At 70.7% G+C, this 24,315-nt stretch carries 21 protein-coding genes and 1 tRNA gene; 13 read left to right on the top strand and 9 right to left on the bottom strand.

Annotated elements, in window-relative coordinates; translation table 11 throughout:
- Window positions 1-19: 19 nt before the first annotated feature.
- A complete protein-coding gene (locus tag ACH4DX_RS23100; protein ID WP_398122793.1) occupies window positions 20-511 on the top strand; it encodes an SUKH-3 domain-containing protein in 492 nt (163 codons plus the stop codon).
- Between the two features lie 173 nt (window positions 512-684).
- On the opposite strand, the gene ACH4DX_RS23095 is transcribed toward ACH4DX_RS23100, so the two are convergent.
- Complete coding sequence (locus ACH4DX_RS23095) at window positions 685-2,019, bottom strand: sensor histidine kinase (RefSeq protein ID WP_398156491.1); 1,335 nt, start codon at window positions 2,017-2,019, stop codon at window positions 685-687.
- A 176-nt stretch (window positions 2,020-2,195) separates the two neighbouring features.
- On the opposite strand from ACH4DX_RS23095, the gene ACH4DX_RS23090 reads away from it, so the two are divergent.
- The 6 genes from ACH4DX_RS23090 to pth all read left to right on the top strand — a co-directional run bounded on the left by ACH4DX_RS23090 (window position 2,196) and on the right by pth (window position 7,392).
- On the top strand, window positions 2,196-3,053 hold the full coding sequence (locus ACH4DX_RS23090; RefSeq protein WP_398156490.1) for a hypothetical protein: 858 nt from the start codon (window positions 2,196-2,198) through the stop codon (window positions 3,051-3,053).
- A gap of 20 nt (window positions 3,054-3,073) precedes the next feature.
- Window positions 3,074-3,147, top strand: a tRNA-Gln gene (locus ACH4DX_RS23085).
- Between the two features lie 127 nt (window positions 3,148-3,274).
- Window positions 3,275-4,753 (top strand): bifunctional UDP-N-acetylglucosamine diphosphorylase/glucosamine-1-phosphate N-acetyltransferase GlmU, encoded by a 1,479-nt coding sequence (glmU, locus tag ACH4DX_RS23080; RefSeq protein WP_398122790.1) that lies wholly within the window; start codon window positions 3,275-3,277, stop codon window positions 4,751-4,753.
- A gap of 126 nt (window positions 4,754-4,879) precedes the next feature.
- Window positions 4,880-5,866, top strand: coding sequence for a ribose-phosphate diphosphokinase (locus ACH4DX_RS23075; protein ID WP_398122789.1), 987 nt, complete (start codon window positions 4,880-4,882; stop codon window positions 5,864-5,866).
- Window positions 5,867-6,088: 222 nt separating this feature from the next.
- Window positions 6,089-6,679 (top strand): 50S ribosomal protein L25/general stress protein Ctc, encoded by a 591-nt coding sequence (locus ACH4DX_RS23070; protein ID WP_398122788.1) that lies wholly within the window; start codon window positions 6,089-6,091, stop codon window positions 6,677-6,679.
- 116 nt (window positions 6,680-6,795) lie between these two features.
- On the top strand, window positions 6,796-7,392 hold the full coding sequence (gene pth / locus ACH4DX_RS23065) for an aminoacyl-tRNA hydrolase (RefSeq protein WP_398122787.1): 597 nt from the start codon (window positions 6,796-6,798) through the stop codon (window positions 7,390-7,392).
- A gap of 79 nt (window positions 7,393-7,471) precedes the next feature.
- Here pth and ppc read toward each other — a convergent pair whose 3' ends face one another.
- Complete coding sequence (ppc, locus tag ACH4DX_RS23060; RefSeq protein WP_398156489.1) at window positions 7,472-10,240, bottom strand: phosphoenolpyruvate carboxylase; 2,769 nt, start codon at window positions 10,238-10,240, stop codon at window positions 7,472-7,474.
- Between the two features lie 345 nt (window positions 10,241-10,585).
- Between ppc and ACH4DX_RS23055 the strand changes: the two genes are divergently transcribed.
- A complete protein-coding gene (locus tag ACH4DX_RS23055) occupies window positions 10,586-11,617 on the top strand; it encodes an acyl-CoA desaturase (protein ID WP_398122785.1) in 1,032 nt (343 codons plus the stop codon).
- A complete protein-coding gene (locus ACH4DX_RS23050; RefSeq protein WP_398156488.1) occupies window positions 11,614-12,333 on the top strand; it encodes a TetR/AcrR family transcriptional regulator in 720 nt (239 codons plus the stop codon). The genes ACH4DX_RS23055 and ACH4DX_RS23050 overlap by 4 nt, the downstream gene beginning before the upstream one ends.
- Here ACH4DX_RS23050 and ACH4DX_RS23045 read toward each other — a convergent pair.
- Window positions 12,311-13,246 (bottom strand): trans-aconitate 2-methyltransferase, encoded by a 936-nt coding sequence (locus ACH4DX_RS23045; RefSeq protein ID WP_398156487.1) that lies wholly within the window; start codon window positions 13,244-13,246, stop codon window positions 12,311-12,313. The genes ACH4DX_RS23050 and ACH4DX_RS23045 overlap by 23 nt on opposite strands.
- Before the next feature lie 246 nt (window positions 13,247-13,492).
- Between ACH4DX_RS23045 and ACH4DX_RS23040 the strand changes: the two genes are divergently transcribed.
- Complete coding sequence (locus ACH4DX_RS23040; RefSeq protein WP_030561681.1) at window positions 13,493-13,990, top strand: MarR family winged helix-turn-helix transcriptional regulator; 498 nt, start codon at window positions 13,493-13,495, stop codon at window positions 13,988-13,990.
- Here ACH4DX_RS23040 and ACH4DX_RS23035 read toward each other — a convergent pair.
- Window positions 13,949-14,725, bottom strand: a complete 777-nt coding sequence (locus ACH4DX_RS23035) for a LuxR C-terminal-related transcriptional regulator (RefSeq protein ID WP_398122782.1) — start codon at window positions 14,723-14,725, stop codon at window positions 13,949-13,951. The two genes, ACH4DX_RS23040 and ACH4DX_RS23035, sit on opposite strands and share 42 nt — an antisense overlap.
- 229 nt (window positions 14,726-14,954) lie before the next feature.
- Between ACH4DX_RS23035 and ACH4DX_RS23030 the strand changes: the two genes are divergently transcribed.
- Window positions 14,955-15,407 (top strand): GNAT family N-acetyltransferase, encoded by a 453-nt coding sequence (locus ACH4DX_RS23030; protein ID WP_398156597.1) that lies wholly within the window; start codon window positions 14,955-14,957, stop codon window positions 15,405-15,407.
- 224 nt (window positions 15,408-15,631) lie between these two features.
- Here ACH4DX_RS23030 and galK read toward each other — a convergent pair whose 3' ends face one another.
- Genes galK through galT form a run of 3 tightly spaced genes read right to left on the bottom strand, consistent with a single transcriptional unit; the run spans window position 15,632 to window position 18,888 of the window.
- Window positions 15,632-16,831 carry a galactokinase gene (gene galK, locus ACH4DX_RS23025; RefSeq protein WP_398156486.1) on the bottom strand — a complete coding sequence of 400 codons (1,200 nt, stop codon included), beginning with the start codon at window positions 16,829-16,831 and terminating at the stop codon, window positions 15,632-15,634.
- Window positions 16,832-16,837: 6 nt separating this feature from the next.
- Window positions 16,838-17,812 carry a UDP-glucose 4-epimerase GalE gene (gene galE, locus ACH4DX_RS23020; protein ID WP_398122779.1) on the bottom strand — a complete coding sequence of 325 codons (975 nt, stop codon included), beginning with the start codon at window positions 17,810-17,812 and terminating at the stop codon, window positions 16,838-16,840.
- Complete coding sequence (gene galT, locus ACH4DX_RS23015; protein WP_398156485.1) at window positions 17,812-18,888, bottom strand: galactose-1-phosphate uridylyltransferase; 1,077 nt, start codon at window positions 18,886-18,888, stop codon at window positions 17,812-17,814. Before galT ends, galE begins: the two co-directional genes overlap by 1 nt.
- A 226-nt stretch (window positions 18,889-19,114) precedes the next feature.
- Here galT and ACH4DX_RS23010 point away from each other — a divergent pair, with 226 nt between their 5' ends.
- Both ACH4DX_RS23010 and ACH4DX_RS23005 read left to right on the top strand, forming a co-directional pair.
- Window positions 19,115-20,827 (top strand): sodium:solute symporter family protein, encoded by a 1,713-nt coding sequence (locus ACH4DX_RS23010; protein WP_398156484.1) that lies wholly within the window; start codon window positions 19,115-19,117, stop codon window positions 20,825-20,827.
- Window positions 20,828-20,858: 31 nt separating this feature from the next.
- Complete coding sequence (locus ACH4DX_RS23005; RefSeq protein WP_398122776.1) at window positions 20,859-21,131, top strand: hypothetical protein; 273 nt, start codon at window positions 20,859-20,861, stop codon at window positions 21,129-21,131.
- 214 nt (window positions 21,132-21,345) lie between these two features.
- On the opposite strand, the gene ACH4DX_RS23000 is transcribed toward ACH4DX_RS23005, so the two are convergent.
- Together ACH4DX_RS23000 and ACH4DX_RS22995 are read right to left on the bottom strand one after the other, a co-directional pair.
- Entirely contained in the window at window positions 21,346-22,062 is a 717-nt protein-coding gene (locus tag ACH4DX_RS23000) for a LuxR C-terminal-related transcriptional regulator (protein ID WP_398122775.1), read from the bottom strand.
- A gap of 304 nt (window positions 22,063-22,366) precedes the next feature.
- Window positions 22,367-24,277 carry a PQQ-binding-like beta-propeller repeat protein gene (locus tag ACH4DX_RS22995; RefSeq protein WP_398156483.1) on the bottom strand — a complete coding sequence of 637 codons (1,911 nt, stop codon included), beginning with the start codon at window positions 24,275-24,277 and terminating at the stop codon, window positions 22,367-22,369.
- Window positions 24,278-24,315 lie beyond the last annotated feature (38 nt).

The raw sequence follows: 24,315 nt of genomic DNA, 5'->3' as shown, positions 1-24,315 counted from the left end.
GCACCACGAGGGCCGAGCCATGCACACCGAGAACTCCACCCGCTTCCCCGTCCCCGTCGACGCCGCCCTGCGCACCGCCGGCTGGCGCCCCGGCCGCTGGGACATCAAGCAGGCCGAGATCTGGGCCGACGTCCTGCGCAGGCACACCTCGCCCGCGGGCCACGAGCACTCCGTGTTCCCCGCCGCCGTCGAGGCCTGGGCGGAGTTCGGCGGACTCCACATCACCCCCCAGGGACCCGGCCGCCAGATCGCACCCGCCACCCTGCACCTCGACCCGATGTACGGGCTCCACCTGGCCCGCACCCTCGGCGACCTGGGCCGCGCCCTCGGCACCGAGGTCTGCCCCATCGGCGAGGAGACCGAGACCCAGGCACTGCTCGCCGTCGACGTGGAGGGCCGCGTGTACAGCCTCGACCACAGCGGCGACTGGTACCTCGGCCAGCACATGGACCAGGCCCTCACCACCCTCGTCGCCGGAACCCAGCCGGTACGGCTGACCACCACGGGCTGACCCACGACCCCGCGGACCGACCACTACGGACCGACCACTGCGGACCGACCACTGCGGGCCGACCCCTACGGGCCACCCACCACGGGGTGACCATCACGGCGTGACCACCGGGGTCCGGCCACCGGGACCGAACCGCTACGCCCGACGGACCGAGGCGGCCCCCGTGAGGAAGATCACTTCCCGACGGCCGCCGGAAGCACCGCCGACACCCTGAAGCCGCCCGCCTCCGTCGGCCCCGACACGAACACCCCGCCCAACGCCGTCACCCGCTCCTTCATACCGACCAGGCCGTTCCCCCCGCTCGGCAGCCGCGCGTCGGCGGGACCCGCCTCCGGGGGCGGACCGTTCTCCACCTGCATGGCGATCTCCGCCGAGCGGTACGCGAGGCGCACGAACGTCTTCGCACCCGCCGCGTGCTTGTGCACGTTCGTGAGCGCCTCCTGCACGACCCGGTACGCCGTCTCCTCCACATCGGACGCACACGCCCGCGCCTCACCCTCCACCGACAGGTCCACCGCCATACCCGCGGCCCGCGACTGCTCCACCAGCTCGTCGACCTCCGCCAGACACGGCCCCTCCACGGACTCCGGCTCGTCGACGGACCTGGCACGCGAAGCCGCCTGCGCGGCGGCCTCCCCCACAGCGGCGAGCGGCACCGGAACAGGCACCGGAGCAGGCTTCGGCGGCGCCTCGTCGGCCCGCAGCACACCCAGCATCTGCCGCAGCTCCGTCAACGCCTGCCGCCCCATGTCCCCGACCAGAGCCGCGTTCTTCACCGCCTTCTCCGGATCCTTGCGGGCCACCGCCTGCAACGCCGCCGCATGCACCACCATCAGACTCACCCGGTGCGCCACCACGTCGTGCATGTCCCGTGCGATACGGGTGCGCTCCTCACCGCGCGCCCACTCCGCACGCTCCTCGGCACGCTCGGCGAGCAACTGCAACTCACGCTCCAGGGAGTCCGCGCGCTCCCGCAACGACTCCATCAGACGGCGCCGCTGCCCCACGTACAGACCCAGCAGGACCGGCGGAGCCGTCACGCCGAGCGAGGTGGTGATCGCGATGAACGGTATGAACCCCTCACCTATGGTCACGTCGCCGTCGGCCATGTCCTGGTTGGCGCGGACCAGCGTCACGATCAGCGTGCCCGCCAGGGACATGCCGGCGAGGGCGCCGATGATGCGGCGCGGCAGCTCCGAGGCGGCGAGGGTGTAGAGGCCCACGATGGCCATCAGGATGCCCATCCGGGCCGGGGTGATCGCGACGGAGAACAGCACGACCGCGATCGGCCAGCGGCGCCGCAGCACCAGCGTGGACCCCGCGAGCACCCCGAAGACCACGCCCACCGCGGCCGGGATACCGGCGTCCGAGGCGAACTGCACCCCCTCGGCACCGCACTCCGCCGCGGACGCCAGGCCGAGGCCCGCATCCAGGACGGCACTGCGCCGCCGCTCCCACCACCACGGCCCGGTCCTGGCCGCCGTGTCACTGTCCCCCGTCGTGGTCATGCCTTCCAGCGTACGGGCGCCGGCGCTCCCTTTTCCGGTGAGTTTCGGGCTCCGTGATCGTGGGAACGGCAGGGCCGCGGAGCCTCGGCGGCAGCGAAACCGCCCAGTAATCCTCGAACAGGTGAATCGCCCGCATATTCGAGCCGGACGTCCGCATTCCGGACGAAGGTGATCGTATGACCGAGATCATCGGCCGGTACGCCGATTACGAGACCCTGCGCGAGCAGGCGGTGGCGTTGCGGCGCGCGGGGCTGAGCCGCCGCCAGATCAGGGACCGCCTCCACGTCGACAACAACGACATCCTCAACCGCCTGCTGGAAGGTGAGCCACCCCCGGAGTGGACGAAGCGCCCCAACGCGAAGGACGACCTGCGGGCGAAGGCTAGGGAACTGCGACTCCAAGGGCTCACTTACGACCAGATCCAGATGGAGCTCGGCTGCTCGAAGGGCTCGATCTCCCTGTGGGTACGAGACCTGCCGAAGCCGGAGCGGCGACCCCCCGCCGAGCAGGCCAAGCTGGCGGCCCGCATGCGCTGGGAGCACGAACTCACGATGCGGGACGAGGAGCGGCAGCGCGTCAAGACGGCTGCGGCGGCGGAGATCGGCGCCCTGTCCGACCGGGAGGTGTTCCTGGCAGGAGTGGTGCTCTACTGGGCGGAGGGGGCGAAGGACAAGTCGTACAGCCGCCGCGAGCGGCTTGCGTTCATCAACAGCGACCCCAACGTCATCGCGCTCTACCTGCGCTGGCTCGACCTACTCGGCGTGGCACGCGAGCGTCTGCGCCTCCGCGTGAGCATCCACGAGTCGGCGGACGTGGCCGAAGCCGAGGCATTCTGGGCCGAGTTGACGGGCGTGCCGGTTTCCGCCTTCCAGAAGGCGACTCTCAAGCGGCACAACCCGAAGACCAGCAGGAAGAACACGGGCGAGGCATATCGGGGCTGCCTGGTGATCTATACACTGCAAAGCGCCGACCTGTACCGTCGCGTCGAAGGCGCCTGGTACGGCATAGTAGGGGCTGCCACGCGGCCGATCTAAAAAATCGGACATAGCGGAAATCCCGGGTCGTCTAAGGGCAAGACGTCAGATTTTGGATCTGATCATGGGGGTTCGAGTCCTCCCCCGGGAGCCACGTCTCACAAGGCCTAGGTTCGGGTCCTGACCGCACGGTCGGGACCCGCCCTCATTTCCGCCCCACTACGCCCCGGTATCCTGCGGATGTCCACCCCCCCGAGCATCCGAAGCCGAAGGGCACCCCTGTGAGCGCCAATCGCCCGGCAGCCGTCGTCGTCCTTGCAGCGGGTGAGGGCACCCGTATGAAGTCGGCCACTCCGAAGGTCCTGCACGAGATCTGCGGCCGTTCCCTCGTCGGGCATGTGCTCGCCGCTTCCCGTGAGCTCTCGCCGGAGCGGCTCGTCGCCGTCGTCGGACACGAGAGCGAGCGCGTCAGGGCGCACCTCGCCGCGATCGACCCCGAGGTCCTGACCGCCTATCAGGCCGAGCAGAACGGCACGGGCCACGCCGTGCGCATGGGCCTGGAGGAGCTGGGCGGGACCCCCGAGAGCATCGACGGCACGGTCGTCGTGGTCTGCGGCGACACCCCGCTGCTCACCGGCGCGACGCTGGCCGGGCTGGCCGCGACGCACGCGGCCGACGGCAACGCCGTGACGGTCCTGACCGCCGAGGTGCCCGACGCGACGGGTTACGGCCGCATCATCAGGGACGGCGCGTCCGGGGCGGTGACGGCGATCGTGGAGCACAAGGACGCGACGGCCGCGCAGCGTGCGGTCCGGGAGATCAACTCGGGTGTGTTCGCCTTCGACGGGCGGCTGCTGGCGGACGCGCTCGGCAAGGTGCGTACGGACAACAGTCAGGGCGAGGAGTATCTGACGGACGTCCTCGGCATCCTGCGGGAGGCCGGGCACCGGGTCGGGGCGTGTGTGGCCGGTGACCACCGGGAGATCGCCGGGATCAACAACCGGGTGCAACTGGCGCAGGCCCGCCGGGTCCTGAACGACCGGTTGCTCACGGAGGCGATGCTGGCGGGGGTCACCGTGGTCGATCCGGCCTCCACGTGGATCGACGCGACGGTGACGGTGGAGCGGGACGCCGTGGTGCATCCGGGGACGCAGCTCCAGGGCGCCACGCATCTGGGCGAGGGCTGCGAGGTCGGGCCGAACACGCGGCTGCTCGACACCCGGGTGGGTGCGGGGGCGCGGGTCGACAACACGGTGGCGAACGGTGCCGAGGTGGGCGAGCGGGCGAGTGTGGGCCCGTACGCGTATCTGCGGCCGGGCACGCGGCTGGGGGTGGCGGCGAAGGCGGGTACGTATGTGGAGATGAAGAACGCGTCGATCGGCGCGGGCACGAAGGTGCCGCACCTGAGTTATGTGGGCGACGCGACCATCGGCGAGCAGAGCAACATCGGTGCCGCGAGCGTGTTCGTGAACTACGACGGTGAGGCCAAGCACCACACGACGGTGGGGTCGCACTGCAAGACGGGTTCGGACAACATGTTTGTGGCTCCTGTCACGATCGGCGACGGCGCCTACACCGCTGCCGGCTCTGTGATCACCAAGGATGTGCCGGCGGGTTCGCTGGCCGTCGCCCGTGGCCAGCAGCGGAATATCGAGGGCTGGGTGGCCCGTAAGCGTCCGGGGAGTGCCGCGGCGAGGGCTGCCGAGGCGGCGGCGTCCGGGGCGGCGGAGGGCGCCGGGAAGCCGGTCGGCGAAAGCTGACCGGAAACAGGTGCGCCAGACACCGCGTACCGTGATAGGCGCACGAAACCTGATAGGTGCACGAAATTTCGGCTGGTTGGCGCGAGAGTCCTCGCGGCCAGGGAACACGTCTGAGGAGACTGTGCTGTGAGCGGGATCAAGACGACCGGCGAGAAGAAGATGATGTTCTTCTCCGGCCGCGCCCACCCCGAGCTTGCCGAGGAGGTCGCGCATCAGCTGGGCATCGGTGTCGTACCGACGAAGGCCTTCGACTTCGCGAACGGCGAGATCTATGTGCGTTATCAGGAGTCGGCGCGTGGGGCCGACTGTTTCCTGATCCAGAGCCACACGGCTCCGATCAATAAGTGGATCATGGAACAGTTGATCATGATCGACGCGTTGAAGCGGGCCTCCGCGCGGAGCATCACGGTGATCGTGCCGTTCTACGGCTATGCCCGCCAGGACAAGAAGCACCGTGGCCGGGAGCCGATCTCGGCCCGTCTGGTGGCCGACCTGATGCAGACCGCGGGTGCGGACCGCATCGTGACGGTGGATCTGCACACGGACCAGATCGTCGGTTTCTTCGACGGTCCCGTGGACCACCTCTTCGCGCTGCCGATCCTCGCGGACTACGTGGGCACCAAGGTCGACCGGGACAAGCTGACAGTCGTCTCGCCGGACGCGGGCCGGGTGCGGGTCGCCGACCGCTGGTGCGACCGCCTGGGCGCTCCGCTGGCGATCGTGCACAAGCGGCGTGACAAGGACGTGGCCAATCAGGTCACGGTGCATGAGGTCGTGGGCAACGTCGAGGGTCGCGTCTGCGTCCTGGTGGACGACATGATCGACACCGGTGGCACGATCTGCGCCGCGGCGGACGCGCTGTTCGCGCACGGCGCGGAGGACGTCATCGTGACGGCGACGCACGGGGTGCTCTCGGGTCCCGCGGCGGACCGGTTGAAGAACTCGAAGGTCAGCGAGTTCGTGTTCACGAACACGCTGCCGACGCCGAACGAGCTGGAGCTCGACAAGATCACGGTGCTTTCGATTGCGCCGACGATCGCCAACGCCGTCCGGGAGATCTTCGAGGACGGCTCGGTGACCAGCCTCTTCGAGGAGCAGGGCGGCCCCGCGTAGGCAGCGGTGTCGGCAGGGGGTGTGAGCTCCTGCCGCGGTAGTGAAGATCGTTTTGGTGCGGCCTCCGTCGCCGAGTAGACTGTCGAAGTTGCTCGGCGAGGGAGGCCGCATTCGTGTCCGCAGGGGCGCGGTGTGTGGCGGTCCGTTATCGACGCGCTCTTCGTAGCAGGCCAGTCGTGGCCGGGTGACTTCATCAGTTCACCTTTTTACGAGGAGTGCACCATGTCTGAGGTCAAGCTCGTCGCCGAGACCCGTACCGAGTTCGGCAAGGGCGCCGCCCGCCGCATCCGCCGTGAGGACAAGGTTCCCGGCGTTCTGTACGGCCACGGCACCGACCCGGTCCACATCGCGCTGCCCGGCCACGACCTGCTCATGGCCCTGCGTACGTCGAACGTCCTGATCTCCCTGGACATCGACGGCAAGACCCAGCTCGCCATCCCGAAGGCCGTGCAGCGCGACGCTCTCCGCCAGGGCATCCTGAAGCACGTCGACCTGCTGCTCGTGCGCAGCGGCGAGAAGGTCAACGTCGAGATCCCCGTGCACGCCGAGGGCGAGCTGGCCCCGGGCGCCAACCTCCTGGAGCACGTCCTCAGCTCGCTCCCGGTCGAGGCCGAGGCCACGCACATCCCCGAGTCCCTGACGGTCTCCGTCGCGGGCCTGGACGCCGGTGACTCCGTGCTCGCCAAGGACATCGAGCTGCCTTCCGGTGTCTCGCTGGCCGTCGAGGACGACACCGTCGTCCTCCAGGTCCTGACCGCGCAGGCCGAGGAGGCCCCCGCCGAGGGTGAGGGCGACGAGGCCGCCGAGGCCTGATCCGCACAGCTCGCCGATTGCGGGCCCGCAGTCCGCAGTTCGCTTCCGACCGCCGTTCAGCGCCCTGGCGCTGGGCGGCGGTTGCGCTATGAAGGTGCCATGAAGGAGACACTCAGATGACGACGGACCCCAGCGCCCCCTGGCTGATCGTGGGCCTCGGCAATCCCGGGCCCGGGTACGCCATGAACCGGCACAACGTGGGTTTCATGGTCGCGGATCTGCTCGCCGGGCGGATCGGCGGCGGTTTCAAGCGGGCCGGGAAGGCGCAGGCGCAGGTCCTCGAGGGGCGGATCGGCCCGATGGGTCCCGGCAGCCGTCGTGTCGTCCTCGTCAAGCCCATGTCGTACATGAATCTGTCGGGTGGCCCGGTGACGGCGCTGCGCGACTTCTACAAGGTGCCCACGGCGAACGTGGTGGCCGTCCATGACGAGCTGGACATCGACCACGGCACGCTGCGTCTGAAGCTGGGGGGCGGGGACAACGGTCACAACGGTCTGAAGTCGATGACGAAGGCGATGGGTCCGGACTATCACCGGGTCCGTTTCGGGATCGGCCGTCCGCCGGGCCGGATGCAGGTCGCCGACTTCGTCCTGAAGGACTTCTCCGGCGCGGAGCGCAAGGAGCTGGACTATTTCGTGGACCGGGCGGCGGACGCGGTGGAGTGCCTGGTGACCGATGGTCTGGAGCGGGCGCAGAGCACGTACAACTCCTGAGGGCGACGGCTGGTCGAGGTACGGGTCCGGCCCCGTCGTCACAGGGTGACGGCGGGGCCGGGGTGGTGTGTGGCGGGGGTCAGCCGGTGTTGCGCAGTCCTGCCGCGACGCCGTTGACGGTGAGGAGGAGTGCGCGGGCGAGCAGCGGGTCGGCTTCGGCGCCGGTGGCGGCCGCGTCGCGCTGGCGCTTGAGGAGGGCGACCTGGAGGTAGGAGATCGGGTCGAGGTAGGCGTCGCGGATCGCGAAGGTCTGCTGGAGCACGGGGTGGGAGTCGAGCAGTTCCCTGCCGCCGGTGACGCGGAGCACTTCGGCGACGGTGAGGGCGTGTTCGGTCTCGATGTCCGCGAAGACGTGCTTGAGTTCGTCGGGCACCAGGGTGTCGACGTAGTGGCGGGCGATCCGCAGGTCGGTCTTCGCGAGCGTCATCTCGACGTTGGAGATGAAGTTGCGGAAGAAGTGCCAGTGCTCGTGCATTTCGTCGAGGACGCTGTCGAGGCCGGCTTCGCGCAGTGCCTTCAGGCCGGATCCCACGCCGAACCAGCCGGGCACGATCTGCCGTGACTGGGTCCAGCCGAACACCCAGGGGATGGCGCGCAGGCCGTCGAGGGAGACGCCGGAGCCGGGGCGGCGGGAGGGCCGGGAGCCCAGGTGCAGGTCGGCGAGCTGGTCGACGGGGGTCGATGCGAGGAAGTACGTCGGCAGGTCGGGGTCCTCGACCAGCTTGCGGTACGCGCGGTGGGCGGCGTCGGAGGCGACGTCCATGGCGGCGTCCCAGCGGGCGAGGGCCTCGTCGGACTGGCGGGGGGCGGTGTGCAGGGCGGAGGCCTGGAGGGTGGCGGCGACCGTCAGTTCCAGGTTCTCGCGGGCCAGGGAGGGGACCAGGTACTTGTCGGAGATGACCTCGCCCTGCTCGGTGACCTTGATCTCGCCTTCCAGGGTGCCCCAGGGCTGGGCGAGGATGGCGTCGTGGGAGGGGCCGCCGCCGCGGCCGACGGTGCCGCCGCGGCCGTGGAAGAGGCGCAGGCGTACGCCGTAGCGGTGGGCGACGTCGCGCAGGCGCCGCTGGGCGCGGTGGATCTCCCACTGGGAGGTGGTGATGCCGCCGAACTTGGAGGAGTCGGAGTAGCCGAGCATGACCTCCTGGACGTCGCCGCGCAGGGCGACGAGGCGTCGGTAGGAGGGGTCGGCGAGCATTTCGTCGAGGATGACGTCGGCGGCGCGCAGTTCGTCGGTGGTCTCCAGGAGCGGCACGATGCCGATCTTGGCCCAGCCGGCGTGCAGGTCGAGGAGGCCTGCTTCGCGGGCGAGGACGGCGGCGGCGAACACGTCGTCGGCACCCTGGCACATGGAGATGATGTACGACTCGATGACCTCGGGCCCGAAGACGTCGAGGGCTCGCTGCACCGTCGCGAACACGCCGAGGGTCTTGTGGCCCGCGGCGTCGAGCGGGGCGGGCGAGGGGGCGAGGGGGCGGCGGGAGCGCAGTTCCTTGGCGAGCAGCTTCTGCCGGTATTCGCGGGGCATGTCCGCGTACCGCCAGGATTCCTCGCCGAGCCGGTCGAAGAGCTGGCCGAGGGCGTGGTGGTGGGCGTCGGCGTGTTCGCGGACGTCCATGGTGGCGAGCTGGAGGCCGAAGGCGGCGAGGGTGCGGATGGTGCGGTTCATGCGGCCGTCGGCGAACAGGGCGCCCTTGTGCGCGCGCAGCGACGTCTGGATGAGCGTGAGGTCGTGCAGGAGCTCGGAGGTGCCGAGGTAGTCGCGGCCCGGTTCGTGGGCGGTCCCCTTGGCCAGGCGCTGCTTGGTGTTCTCCAGCTTCTGCCGGATGCAGGTGGCCTTGAGGCGGTAGGGCTCCTCGGCGTTGAGGCGCTTGTAGCGCGGGCTGATCTCGGGCAGCCGTTCCACGTCGCTCCGGAGGGAGGTCAGGAGTTCCTCGGTGGCGCCGGTGTAGCGGATGGAGTTCGACAGGAAGCCGCGCAGCTCGTCGATGAGGTCGAGGGCGTCGTTGATGCCGTGTTCGTGCTGGAGGATCAGGACGTCCCAGGTGACGTCGGGCGTCACGTTGGGGTTGCCGTCGCGGTCGCCGCCGATCCAGGTGCCGAAGGTGAGGGGGCGGGTGTCGTGGGGGACTGCGACGCCGACGCGCTCCAGCTCGGCGGTGAGGTCCTCCAGGACGTCGCCGACGGCGCCGGCGTGCAGTTCGTCGAGGTAGTAGATGGCGTTGCGGGCTTCGTCTGCGGGCTCGGGGCGGACCACGCGGAGTTCGTCCGTCTGCCAGACGAGGTCGATGTTCTCGGCCAGACGGGTGTCGTGCCTGCGCCGGTCGGATTCGATGACCGGGGTCTCCAGGAGCTCGGCGATGCGGCGGAGCTTGTTGAGGACCGAGCGGCGGGCGGCTTCGGTGGGGTGCGCGGTGAAGACGGGGCGTACGTTGAGGTGCTCGACGGTCCTGCGCAGGTGCTCGGGGTCGGCGTCCTTGAGGCGGTCCGCGGTGCGGGTGAGGAGTCCGCCCTCGGCGGCGCGCTTGGCGCGCAGCTCGCGGCCGCGGTGCACCTGTTCGGTGACGTTGGCGAGGTGGAAGTAGGTGGAGAAGGCGCGGACGAGCTTGGCGGCCGTCTCCAGTTCGGTGCCGCCGAGCAGCCGGGCGGCGGCTTCGCCGTCCTCGCGGGTGAGACGGCGTACCTTTTCCACCAGGTCGAGGAGTTCGGGGCCTTCCTGGCGTACGAGGGTCTCGCCGAGGAGGTCGCCGAGGCGACGGATGTCGGCGCGCAGCTCGCTGTTGGTGCCGGCCGAGGAGGGCCTTGTGCTCGCGGCGGCCTGGCGTGCGGTCTGGTCGTCGGCACTGCTCACAGGTGCGGCTCCTTGCGGTGAAGCCCGCCGTCTGCCGGTCGGAGACGGGGGGTGGGCACGTCTGGGAGGGGTCCCGGCGGTGGCACCGGGGGAGATACAGAGCGGACCGCGCTGTCCGACCGGTCCAAGGATAGGTGTCGATGCGATCCGGCCGTTTCACGGCCTGGTGCCGCGTCCGCGCGCTACGACGCCTACCTGCCCGTAGGTTACGGTCCCGTAGGCGGTGGCATAGGCGGGCCGCAGCGTGGGAACTCACCCGTGCGGGGTGTGCCGGTGCGGCACTCCCCGGCCCGCACGTCCCCACCCGGCACGTGTCCTCACCCTCGATCCCCCAGGGAAATCTCTATGACCGCAAGCCCCGACGTCATCGACGAGACACAGGGGGCGCCGTCGGGCGCCCCGCTCCCACCCGCGACCCTCGGCGGTGAACAGAAGCGCTCCCTGGAGCAGATCGCGCTGCTGCTGTTCATCGTCGTCCCGTTCCTGGCTGTGCTTGCCGCGGTGCCGCTGGCCTGGGGCTGGGGGGTGAGCTGGCTCGATCTCGGCCTCCTTGTGTTCATGTACTACCTGGGTTGCCACGGCATCACGATCGGCTTCCACCGGTATTTCACGCACGGTTCCTTCAAGGCGAAGCGGCCGCTGCGGATCGCTCTCGCGGTGGCCGGTTCGATGGCCGTGGAGGGTCCGGTGGTGCGCTGGGTGGCGGACCACCGCAAGCACCACAAGTTCTCCGACGCGGAGGGCGACCCGCACTCGCCGTGGCGTTTCGGTGAGACGGTTCCGGCGCTGATGAAGGGCCTCTGGTGGGCCCACATCGGATGGATGTTCGACGAGGAGCGGACGTCGCAGGAGAAGTACGCGCCCGACCTGGTCAAGGACCCGGCGATCCGCCGCATCTCGCGTCATTTCCTGCTGTTCACGATCGTCTCGCTGGCGATCCCCCCGCTGGTGGGCGGTCTCGTCACCATGTCGTGGTGGGGCGCGTTCACGGCCTTCTTCTGGGGCTCGCTCGTGCGGGTGGCGCTGCTGCACCACGTGACGTGGTCCATCAACTCGATCTGCCACGCGGTCGGCAAGCGGCCCTTCAAGTCCCGTGACCGCTCCGGCAACGTGTGGTGGCTCGCGGTCCTGTCCTGCGGCGAGTCCTGGCACAACCTGCACCACGCCGACCCGACGTCGGCGCGCCACGGTGTGCTGCGCGGGCAGCTCGACTCGTCCGCGCGGCTGATCCGCTGGTTCGAACAGTTCGGTTGGGCGTACGACGTGCGGTGGCCGTCCAAGTCCCGCGTCGAAGGCCGCCGCAGGGCCCCGGACGAGGGTGCCGCGGACGCCCCGCTGGCCTCCCCGGGCAAGCAGCAGGCCGCAGAAGCGGCATGATGGACCCCGTGGCGACCGACTCCAGCACACCGAGCACGACGCGCTCCGCCCGGGCCTCGCAGAGCCCCGCGAGTTCGAACACCGACAAGCCCCGGCGGGCCCGCCGGACCCGGATGACGGGCGCCGAGCGCCGTGAGCAGCTGCTGGACATCGGCCGCACCCTGTTCGCCGACAAGGGCTTCGAGGGCACCTCGGTCGAGGAGATCGCGGCGAAGGCCGGTGTCTCCAAGCCCGTGGTGTACGAGCACTTCGGCGGCAAGGAGGGTCTGTACGCGGTCGTCGTGGACCGTGAGATGCGCCAGCTGCTCGGCATGGTGACCGGTTCCCTCACCGCCGGTCACCCCCGTGAGCTGTGCGAACAGGCTGCCTTCGCCCTCCTCGACTACATCGAGGAGTACACCGACGGCTTCCGCATCCTGGTCCGCGACTCCCCCATCCCCCAGTCGACGGGTACCTTCGCGTCCCTGATCTCCGACATCGCCACGCAGGTCGAGGACATCCTCGGCCAGGAGTTCAAGACCCGCGGCTTCGACCCGAAACTGGCTCCTCTGTACGCCCAGGCCCTGGTCGGCAGCGTCGCCCTGACCGGGCAGTGGTGGCTCGACGTCCGCAAGCCCAAGAAGGCGGAGGTCGCCGCCCACCTCGTCAACCTGGCCTGGCACGGCCTGGACGGCCTCGAACCGAAGCCGCGCCTCATAGGCCACCGCAAGAACTGACGCCGCCTCCCGGGCGCGGGCCGGAGCGTTGCTCCGGCCCGGGTGCGGCCCGGCGGCCGGTTGTGGCCGCGCCGTGCGGCTGGCGCTTGCGCGCCACTGCGAACACCCGGCGGAAGGGGAAGACCGTACCGTGCGCCCGCGCGGGGTACGCCTGGCGCAGCCGCGCACGGTAGGCGGCGAGGAACTCCTCCGTGGCCCCCGGGTCACCGGCGAGCGCGGTGAGGACCGGGCGCAGTCCCGTCCCCTTGACCCATTCGAGGACGGGATCGGCGCCGGGCAGGAGGTGCTGGTACGTGGTCTCCCAGACATCGACGTCGCAGCCGAGCCCGGCGAGCAGCTCCAGATAGGCACCGGGCGGCAGCACGGCGTCGTCGTGCCGCAGCACCCCGTCGAGCCGCCCGCCCCACCGCCCCTCGGCGCACAGCTCCCGCATCAGGGTGTGGCTGGGCGCGTCGAAGTTGGCGGGCATCTGGACGGCGAGCACACCACCCGACCGCAGCCCGGCCACCCAGTCGGGGAGGCGTTCGGCGTGCCCGGGCACCCACTGGAGCGTGGCGTTGGAGAGGATCAGGTCGTACGTGGACGGGTCGGGGGTCCAGCGACCGGCGTCCGCGGCGGCGAACGCGAGGCGCCCGCCCCCCGCCGTGGGCCCCGCGAGCGCCTCGGCCTCGCGCAGCATCTGCGGGGAGTTGTCGAAGCCGGTGACGTGGGCGCCGGGCCAGCGCTCGGTGAGCAGGACGGTGACGTTGCCGGGCCCGCACCCCAGGTCGGCGATGCGGGGCGCGCGGGTGGCGGGGAGGGCGGGCACCCGGGCGAGCAGGTCGAGGAAGGGGCGGGCGCGGGGGCCGGAGTGGCGCAGGTACTGGCCCGGATCCCAGACGGGCGGGGGCGGGCTGGACGGCTCGGACGGCATGAGTACTCCTCCGCGACGACAGGACGGCACGCAACGCGACAACCCCATACATACGGCAGCGCGGCAGCACGGGAACGCGGCAGCACGGGAACGCGGCCGCGCGGCAGCACGGAAGCACGGCAGCGGGCCGGCGTCGCCGGACCACACCCGCACCTGCACCCGCACCCGCACCCGCACCCCATCCTCGGACCCGACTATCTCGACGTCAAGAGACTTCATGTCGACAGACCCCCTACACTGATCGACATGGAGGACGAGGTCGACCGGCTGGTCGCTGCGTGGCGTCGGGAGCGCCCTGACCTCGACGTGGAACCGCTCGAGGTGCTGAGCCGCGTGAGCAGGCTGGCGCGTCACCTCGATCGCGCACGTCGGCTGGCGTTCGCCGAGCACGAACTTGAGCCCTGGGAGTTCGACGTCCTGACGTCGCTGCGCAGGGCGGGCGCGCCGTATCAGCTCTCGCCGGGCCAGCTCCTCACCCAGACCCTCGTCACCTCCGGCACGATGACCAACCGCATCGACAGGCTCACGAAGAAGGGCCTGGTCGAGCGCCTGCCGGACCCCAGTGACCGCCGAGGCGTCCTGGTGCGGCTCACCGACGAGGGCCGCGACCGCGCGGACCAGGCCCTGGCCGGTCTGCTCGACCAGGAACGGGCGATCCTGGCCGAGCTGTCCCGCGCCCAGCGCGGCGAACTCGCGGCGCTGCTACGCCAGTTGACCGCCCCGTTCGACAACGTCCCCGGCTAGGTCGACGGGACCGACACCGGCCCTGCGGGCGAGGGCGACGGCGGCGAGCGTGGAGTGCACGCCGAGTTTGCCGAGGACGTTCTGCATATGGGTGCGGACCGTGTGCGGCGAGAGGAAGAGCCGCTCGGCGACGGCCTTGCGGCCGAGCCCGGCCACCATGCAGCGCAGCACCTCGCGCTCGCGCGGGGTGAGGGACTCGACCAGGCGCTCGCTCTCCGTGCGGTGCTTGCGGGCCGCGGTCAGTTCGCGCAGCACGCCGGTGAGCAGGGCGGGCGGCAGATGCGTCTCGTCGCGCAGGACGCCCCGGATCACCGTGAGCAGCCGGGAGAGCGAGCAGTCCTTGGCGACCCAGCCGGAGGCCCCGGCCTGGAGGGCGAGGGCGGCGCGGCGCGGGTCGTCCTTCTCCGCGAGCACGACGGTGCGCACCGCGGGCTGCCCCGAACGCACCCCCGACACCAGGGTGATGCCGTCCACCAGCCCGTCGGCCTGACCGTCGTGCACGGGCACGGCGGGCCGCATGCCTTGCAGGGCGGACGCGGTGCTGCCGAGGTCGGCGTCCACGAGCAGCACGTCGTATCTGCGGCCCTCGGCGGCCGCGCGGTCGAGACAGCGCAGCGCCGCGGGCCCGCTGCCCGCGGCGGAGACGTCCACGTCGGGCTCGGCGGCGAGCGCCGCCGCGAGCGACTCGGCGAAGATGCGATGGTCGTCGACGACCAGGACTCGGATTCGAACCACGGAAACCCCCACAGGTCGGAGGACGCCCGACGCGGGTACGGCGCCCGGGTGGGGGCCGCCGCAGCCCGCACGGCCGCCGCCGTGCCGTGACTGCCACCCCCACGCCGGGCGTCGTACCCGACTGTCTCGCCCCCTGATCGGCGCCGGCCCCCACCGGCGCTGCCCTTCAGAGTACGGACGGGGGCCCCGAGCGGAAGTGGATTTGCAGAACTGATTGGCTGACACGTTTATGGTGAGCCGTATGTTTCGTATGGAGACAGGAGTCGACAAGGAACGTCATCGTCTGCTTCGCGCCAGGTTGCGTGCGGCCAACGCGGAGGCCTCGGCGGTTCTGCGGGAGATGCGGGGGACGCCCCGGGAGCGGGAGGAGCCGCTCGGTGTGTGGGCCCTGGACGGGGGCGGTGGGCTGGTCGGGGGGATCACCGGGCACACGTGGGGGCGGTGGTTGCACGTGGGGTTGCTGTGGGTGGCCGAGGAGTGTCGGGGGGCGGGGGTCGGGGGGCGGTTGCTCGGGGCGGCGGAGCGGGTCGCTGTGGAGCGGGGGTGCGGGTACTCGCGCCTGGAGACGTGGGACTTCCAGGCGCCCGCCTTCTACCGGCAGCAGGGGTACGACGTCGTGTGCGTCATCCCCGACTACCCCGAGGGGCACAAGGAGTTCACCTTGACGAAGCGCCTGGGCTGAGGCCCGCTGCCCTCGCGGGGCGCCCCAGTCCCGCCCCTTCCCGAACCAGGGGCGCTGCGCCCCCTGGACCCCAGCCATATCGCGCTTCGCGCTCGTCCTCAATCGCCGGACGGGCTCATTCGAGCCCGTCCGGCGATTGAGGACGAGGCGCGGAGCGCCGAAACGGGGTCTGGGGCGGAGTCCCAGGATCGGAGAAGGGGCGGGACCGGGGCGCACCGCGCGGCCTACAGCCTGCGTGCCCCCGCCGAAGCCTCGGCCACGAAGACCCGCGGCTCCGCGAACCCGGCCGCCGCGAAAGCTTCCCGCACCGCCTCGGCGACGCCCTCCGCCCCGGCGGCCTCGACGAGGACGACGGCGGAGCCGCCGAACCCGCCCCCGGTCATCCGCGCCCCGAGCGCCCCGCCCGCACGGGCGGCCTCCACCACGAGGTCCAACTCGGGGCAGGAGATGCGCAGATCGTCCCGCAGGGACACGTGCCCCTCGGTGAGGACGTCCCCGGCCGCCCGGACGTCCCCGGCGTCGAGCAGGGAGATGACGCGCTCGACGCGGTGGTCGTCGGAGACGACGTGCCGGACGTAGCGGCGCACCTTCTCGGCGTCGGGCCCCTCGCCCAGCTCGTCGCGGAGACGTCCGAGCGCGGAGCGCAGCTCGGCGAAGGGGACGTCCCGCAGATGGGACACGCCGAGCGCCCGCGCCCCCGCCTCGCACCCGGCGCGCCGCTCCGCGTACGCGCCGTCGCCGAGTTCGTGCTCGACGCGGGTGTCGACGACGAGCAGGCACAGGCCGTGGGCGGACAGGTCGAGGGGGACCTGGCGCACGGACAGGTCGCGGCAGTCCAGGTGCAGGACGTGCCCGGCCTCGCAGGCGGCGGACGCCATCTGGTCCATGACGCCGCACGGCACGCCGACGAAGTCGTTCTCGGCGCGCTGGGCGACGAGCGCCAACTCGGGCCGGGACAGGCCGAGTTCGTACAGGTCGTTCAGGGCGAGGGCGGTGGCGACCTCCAGGGCGGCCGACGAGGACAGGCCCGCGCCGGCCGGCACGGTGGACCGAAGGTGCACGTCCGCGCCGCCGACCGCGTGCCCGGCCTCGCGCAGCGCCCAGACGACGCCGGCAGGGTACGCGGCCCAGCCGCCGTCGGACAGCGGTGTCAGGGAGTGCGCCGTCAGCTCGACGACGCCTCCCGCCGCGTCCGCCGAGTGCAGGCGCAGCACGCCGTCGTCGCGGCGGGCGACCGCCGCGACGACGGTGCGCGGCAGCGCGAGGGGCAGCACGAAGCCCTCGTTGAAGTCCGTGTACTCGCCGATGAGGTTGACGCGGCCCGGTGCCGCCCAGATTCCGGTGGGCTCGTACCCGTACAGCGCGGTGAACTCCGCGGCGACCGCGGCGGCGGACTCCTCGGCGGCCGGAGCGGGGGCGGTCATGGTGGGCTACCCCCTCTGCCCGGCGAAGGCCCAGGCGTCGGCGACGATTCCCGCGAGGTCCGCGCGGGACGGGTTCCAGCCGAGCTTCTCGCGGGCGGTGGCCGCGGAGGCGACGAGGACGGCCGGGTCGCCGCCGCGGCGGCCCGCGACGACCTCGGGGATCGGGTGCCCCGTGACCTGGCGGACGGTCTCGATGACTTCGCGTACGGAGAAGCCGTTGCCGTTGCCGAGGTTGCAGATCAGGTGCTCGCCGGTCCTCGCGGCGTCCAGGGCGAGGAGGTGGGCGTCGGCGAGGTCGGCGACGTGGATGTAGTCGCGTACGCAGGTGCCGTCGGGCGTCGGGTAGTCGTCGCCGAAGACGGAGATGGCCTCGCGCTTGCCTTGGGCGACCTCGAGGACGAGCGGGATGAGGTGGGACTCGGGGTCGTGCCGCTCGCCGAACGTGCCGTGCGCGGCGGTGGCGTAGGCGCCCGCCACGTTGAAGTAGCGCAGGGACACCGCGCCGAGTCCGTGGGCCGCGGCCTCGCCCGTGATCATGTGGTCGACGGCGAGCTTGGAGGCGCCGTAGGGGGAGGTGGGGGCGGTCGGGTCGGACTCGGTGACGGGGCTGCTCACCGGTTCGCCGTAGGTCGCCGCGGTGGAGGAGAAGACGAGTTTGCGCACGTCGGCGTCGCGCATGGCGGCGAGCAGTGCCATGGTGCCGCCGACGTTGTTGTCCCAGTACTTCTCGGGCTTCGCCACGGACTCGCCGACCTGGGAGAAGGCCGCGAAGTGGAGCACCGCGTCGTAGGAGGCGTCCAGCCATTTGGCGGCATCGCGGATGTCGCCCTCGACGAAGGCCGCGCCCGCGGGGACGCCCTCGCGGAAGCCGGTGGAGAGGTTGTCGAGGACGGTGACCTCGTGTCCCGCCTCGACCAGGTGCTGGGCCACGACGCTGCCGACATAGCCGGCGCCACCCGTGACCAGGTACTTCCCACTCATCAACTCGCTACCTCTCGCAGTCGCTCGGCCGCGGTCTCCGGCGGCACGTCGTTGATGAACACACTCATGCCGGATTCGGAACCCGCGAGGAACTTCAGCTTGCCGGAAGTGCGGCGAATGGTGAAAAGCTCTAGGTGGAGGGCGAAGTCGTCCCTGTTGACGCCCGCGTACTCCCCCTGGACCGTGAACGGTGCCTGGTGCCAGGCCGCGATGTACGGCGTCGGCGGCTCGGTGCCGCCCTCGCGGTGACCTGGGCCGAAGATCCGGTCGAAGCGCCGCAGCAGTTCCAGATACACCCGGGGAAATTCCGTGCGGGTCGCCTCGTCGAGGCCGAGCAGGTCGGGGACGCGGCGCTTGGGGTAGAGGTGCACCTCGTAGGGCCAGTGGGCCGCGTACGGCACGAAGGCCACCCAGTGCTCGGCGTCGAGGACGACGCGTTCACCCGCGCGTTCCCCGGCGAGGACGTCGTCGAAGAGGTTGCGGCCGTCGGTCGCGGCGCGGTGCGCGGCGAGGTTGCGCAGCATCAGGTCCGTGCGCGGGGTGACGAAGGGGTAGGCGTAGATCTGGCCGTGCGGGTGGCCGAGGGTCACGCCGATCTCCGCGCCGCGGTTCTCGAAGCAGAAGACCTGGGCGACGGACGGCAGGTGGGACAGCTCGGCGGTGCGGTCGGTCCAGGCGTCGAGGACGAGTGCGGCCTGTGCCTCGGTGAGGTCGGCGAAGGACGCCGTGTGGTCGCTGGTGAAGCAGACGACCTCGCAGCGGCCCGCGTCCCCCGCGAGGGAGGGGAAGCGGTTCTCGAAGACCGCGACGTCGTACGAGGAGTCGGGGATCTCGGTGCGGCGGCCGTCGGTGGAGGGGCACAGCGGGCACTCGTCGGCCGGGGGGTGGTAGGTGCGGCCCTGGCGGTGCGAGGCGATCGCGACGAAGTCCCCGGCGAGGGGGTCGCGGCGGATCCCGGACGTGGTCGCGACGGGGTCGAGGGGCCTGGTGTCGGCCGCCGTGCGGACGGCGTCGTCGCGGGTGTCGTAGTAGATGAGCTCACGACCGTCGGCGAGACGAGTCGAGGTCTTCTTCACCTTCGGGGCTCCTTCACACCGCCCACCAACATAACCGAACACAACAAATCACAAGTCAACACCCTCGTCAATCCCCGTTCCGGGTGTCCCGCCGCCGTCCGTCGCCACGCCGTCACTCGACGCGCTCGATCACAATCAAACAAAGAACATCAACAGAACTGTTCACTTACTGAAGCGTGGGGCGTAGGTTCCGGTCTGATCAGTTCGCGCGACGAAGCGAGTTCATATGCAGTCCCCTCCTTCTGCTCCGCACATCACCCTCGCCGAGGGGCTTCGGCTGCCCACCAACGGTCTCGACTACGCGATCCTCGCGATCTACTTCGTGGTCGTCCTCGGCATCGGATTCGCCGCCCGGCGGTCCGTGCGGACCAGCCTCGACTTCTTCCTCTCCGGGCGCTCGCTGCCCGCCTGGGTCACCGGCCTCGCCTTCGTCGCCGCCAACCTGGGCGCCACCGAGATCCTCGGCATGGCCGCGACCGGCGCGCAGTACGGCGTCGCGGTCGTCCACTGGTACTGGATCGGCGCCATCCCCGCCATGGTCTTCCTCGGCCTGGTCATGATGCCCTTCTACTACCGCAGCAAGGTCCGCTCGGTGCCGGAGTTCCTGCTCCAGCGCTTCGACAGGTCCGCCCACCTGCTCAGCTCGGCCCTGTTCGCCTTCGCCGCCGTACTCATCGCGGGCGTGAACCTCTACGCCCTCGCGATCGTCGTGGAGGCCCTGCTCGGCTGGCCGCAGTGGGTGGCGATCGTCGTGGCCGGGTTCTTCGTGCTCGCCTACATCACCATCGGCGGCCTGTCCTCGGCGATCTACAACGAAGTGCTCCAGTTCTTCGTGATCCTCGCCGCGCTCATACCGATCTGCGTCATCGGCCTGAAGAAGGTCGGCGGCTGGGACGGCCTCACCGGCTCCCTCGAACAGTCCCACGGCGACAACTACCTGAGCGCGTGGGGCGGCACCGGCATCGGCGACGCCAACCCCCTCGGCGCCAACTGGCTCACCATCATCCTCGGCCTCGGCTTCGTGCTCTCCTTCGGCTACTGGACGACGAACTTCGCCGAGGTGCAGCGCGCCCTGTCCGCCAAGAACCTCTCCGCCGCCAAGCGCACCCCCCTCATCGCCGCCTTCCCGAAGATCTTCATCGTGTTCCTCGTGATGATCCCGGGCCTGGTCGCCGCCGTCCTGGTCCCGCAGATCGGCACCAAGGGCTCCGACCTCACCTACAACGACGCGATCCCGTACCTGATGCAGGAACTGCTGCCCAACGGCGTCCTCGGCATCGCGGTCACCGGCCTGCTCGCCGCCTTCATGGCGGGCATGGCGGCGAACGTCTCCTCCTTCAACACCGTGTTCACGTACGACATCTGGTCCAAGTACGTGGTCAAGGGCCGCGAGGACGGCTACTACCTGAGGTTCGGGCGGCTCATCACCGCGATCGGGGTGCTCGCCTCGATCGGCACGGCCTTCATCGCCTCGTCGTTCTCGAACATCATGAGCTACCTCCAGACGCTGTTCTCCTTCTTCAACGTCCCGATGTTCGTCGTCTTCATCATCGGCATGTTCTGGAAGCGGGCCTCCATGAAGTCCGGCGTGTGGGGCCTGGTCGCGGGCACCACCGCCGCGATGGTCAACTACTTCTGGATCTACAAGCAGGGCGTCATCGACATCCCCACCGACCAGGGCGCCAACTTCGTCTCCGCGATCGTCGGCTTCGTCGCCGGTGCGGTGGTCATGGTCGCGGTCACCCTGTTCACCGCGCCCAAGCCGGAGGCCGAGCTGGCCGGTCTGGTGTACGGGACGGTGTCGCTCTCCGATGCCGGGGCCGACGGGGCCGACGGTTCCGCCGAGGCGGGGGACGACGCCTGGTACCGCAGGCCGGCGCTGCTCGGGTGGGGGGCGATGGTTCTGGCCGCCGCCTGCTACCTCCCGTACTCGTTCTGAACCGGCCCCCCTGACCCGAAGGTCCAAAGACATGTCTGATCTGCAAAAGGAAGTCTCCGACCTGGAGCGGAAGTCCGCGACTGCCGCGCGGCTCTTCGACATCCGGCGCATCATCGGTGGCCTGTTCGTCCTCTACGGCGTCATCGTCACCATCGCCGGGCTCACCGTGTCCGACGCCGACCTCGACAAGGCCGAGGGCATCAACATCAACCTCTGGACCGGCCTCGGCATGCTCGCCCTCGGCCTGTTCTTCCTGATCTGGCTGAGGCTGCGCCCGGTGACGGCACCGGAGCGGGAGGAGTAGCCGTCCCTCGCGGGGCGCCCCGGTCCCGCCCCTTCTCCGATCCTGGGGCTCCGCCCCGGACCCCGTCATCGGCCTGCGGCCTCGTCCTCGATCGCCGGACGGGCTCAAGAACTCCCGCCGGTGCGGCGAAGTCTCCGTCCGTCCCGGCGAGATATACAGCCCGTCCGGCGCTTGAGGACGAGGCGCGGAGCGCCGATAAAGCGGGGGCGCAGGCCTAGCGCTCCGCGGGAGTGTCCGCCTCCTGGAGGGAGTCCGGCCCCGGGCCGGGACGCTCGGCGCGGTCGAGGAGGCCGGTGCGGGCGGCGAGGGCGGCGGCCTCGAGGCGGGAGCCGACGCCGAGTTTCATCAGGACGCGCTGGACGTGCGTCCGGGCGGTGCTGGGCGCGATGCCCATACCGGCGGCGATCAGCCGGGTGTCCTCCCCGTCGGCGACCCGCACGAGCACCTCGACCTCACGCGGAGTGAGCATCTGAAGCAGTCGCTGCCCCTCGTCGTCGGGCTGGGCGGCGGGGTTGAGCAGCTCACTGAAGGCGCCTTGCAGCAGTTGCGGCGCGACGGCGGCCTCACCGGCGCGCGCCTTCATGATGGCGCGCTCGACTCCTTCGATGCGCTCGTCATGACGTACGTATCCGGAGGCGCCGCAGGCGAAGGCCGCGGCGATGCCGCGCGGCGACGGCACGGGCCCGAGCACCACCACGGCCACCTGCGGCCGCTCCCGCTTGATCCGCACCACCGGGTCGAACATGCCGGGCTCCGCCGGAGTGGCCGTGCCGAGCAGACACACCTCCGGGGCCCGGCTGATCACCAGATCTGCCGCGCCGGCGGCGGGCGCGGCCGCGGCGAGCACCCGGTGCCCCCGCAGTTTCAGCGCCGAGGCGAGTGCCTCGGCAAGCAAACGATGGTCGTCGACCACCATGAGCCGCACACCCACAGCACAACCCCCCACAGTCCCCCACGGAATTCCTCATCGGAATTTCCCCAATGATCCCCCCACGGATCGGGGGCCCCGGCCCTCCATCCCCCGGAAGCTACACGCTTGTTCGACGGAGCGCTGCCCCTACCGTCCAGAAGCGGCCCTGAATGCCGAAATTCCTGCCTTTCCGAGGGAGGGACTGCACGCGAGTACGGAGCGTGAATCGGGTGGGCGCAAAGCGGCCCCGCACTCGTTCGGAGGAGTGCGGGGCCGCTCGGTGGGCGTGCGCCGTGCGCCGCGCGCCGGGGCGCGGCGCCGCCGGTCACCCGGTGGTGAAGCCCAGCGCGATGTACTCCTTGTCGTCCTTGGAGTACGGCTTGCTGATCAGCTTCTTGCCCATGAACAGGTTGCCGTTGGTGTACAGCAGTTCATTGGACTTCGGCACCATTCCGCTGATGGCGCTGCTGACCGATTCGGTCGCCGGCGTCTCCAGAAGCGTGGTTTCCTTCATGGACTTGCCGTCCAGGGAGACGACCTTGGCGCCCTTGTTGTAGCCGCCGTTCTTGTACGCGAGGACATTGCCGCCGTCCATGCGCATCGGGAACATCTCGCCGTCGTCACCCGCGTCCGCGCGGTCACCGGTGGTCTTGCCGGTGGCCAGGGAGAACGCGATGATCTCGTTGGTGAAGCCGTAGTCGGAGCCGCCCGCGTCGTGCTGGCGCGTGGGCACGTACAGCTTGTCGTTGCCGACCACGATGGCGCTGCAACTGGCCCACTTGTTGACCTCGCAGTCGTGGGAGTACTTGCCGTCCTCCAGCTTGATGCGGGCCCGCAGCTTGCCCGTGTTGCTCAGCGAGAAGACGTCCGTGGCACCGCTCGCGGTGATCTCCCCGGTGTCCTGGCCGAAGACGACCGGGTTCGTCGAGATGATCTTGGCGTTGTCGACGCCGGGCGACAGCGGGTAGGACCACTTCTCCTTGCCCGACTTGGGGTCGAGGAGCTGGATCTTCAGCTTCGGGGAGTCGTAGTCACCGCACTTGCGGACCGCGACCAGCTGCTCGCCGCCCGCGTAGCCCGCGTCCTTGCACTTGTCGCCGAGCTGCGGCTTCCACCGCAGCTTGCCGGACATGTCCCAGGCCGCGCCGGTGCCGCCGGTGCCCGCGCCCGCGGCGACGGTGTCCCCGGAGATGGCGATCTCCTCGAACTCCACCTTCGAGCCGCTGACTTCGACGTTCTCGGTCCACAGCTTCCTGCCGGACTTCAGGTCGACCGCGGAGACCTCGGAGCAGTCGGGGTACTTGTTCGCCTTGGTGGACTTGGCGTCCTTGTAGACGACCGCGGCGATGCCCTCGTCGGTGACCTCCTTGGACACCGCGCACGTCTCACCGCTCAGCGGGATCGTCCACCGCTCCTTGCCGCTCGCCGGGTCGTACCCGATGAGCGCGTGGTCCTTGGCCTTGCCGACGTAGCCGCTCTTGACGTACGTGTCGTCGGTCAGCCAGGAGCCCGCGACGCTCCAGATGTCGTCCTTGGGCACCTCGGGCGCCGGGACCTGGAAGCCCACCTTGGCGGTGGTGTTCGCCGGTGCCTTCTCCTTGGCGGGGCCGCCGCCCGCGGGCGGTTCGTTCTTGTCGCCGCCCTTGTCCTTGCCGCCCTTGCCGTCGTCGCCCTTCGCGCTGTTGTTCTTGTCGCCGTCCTTGGTGGCGGCGTAGAAGACACCGCCGCCGACGATCAGGGCGATGGCCGCGACGGCCGCCACGATGATCGTCATCTGCTTGTTGGGCTTCTTGCCGCCGCCGCCCGGCTGGGGCTGCATGGGCATGGTCGGCGGCTGCGGGTAGCCGTAGCCCTGCTGCGGACCGGGCTGACCGGGGTACCCCGGGTAGCCGTAACCGGGCGGCGGGGGCTGCTGGCCCACGGCTGGGAAGGCGGCCTGGGTCGGCTGCGCGTACGCGGGCGGCGGGGTGCCGGGCGCCGGGGGCGGCGGGGTGCCAGGGGCCTGGGGCACCTGCGGGTAGCCGTAGTCCGGTTGGCCCTGCGGGGGCGGCGGCGACTGGGGGGCCGAGGGCGGGGCGGCCGGGGGCGGGCTCTGCGGGGCCTGCGGCGGCTGGGGGGCCTGCGGGTAGCCGTAGCCCGGCTCGGGGGCCTTGCCGAAGCCCTGCGGCGGCGGGTCCTGCGGGGCGCCGAATCCGCCCTGCGGGGGCTGGTTGGGCGGCTGGGGCGGCTGCGTCATGACGTCATTTCCTCGGGGACGGAAGGGGGGAACCAAGC

This window comes from Streptomyces sp. NPDC017940 (genome assembly GCF_044328435.1).
GTDB lineage: Bacteria > Actinomycetota > Actinomycetes > Streptomycetales > Streptomycetaceae > Streptomyces.
This window is presented reverse-complemented; position numbering and strand designations above follow the sequence as displayed.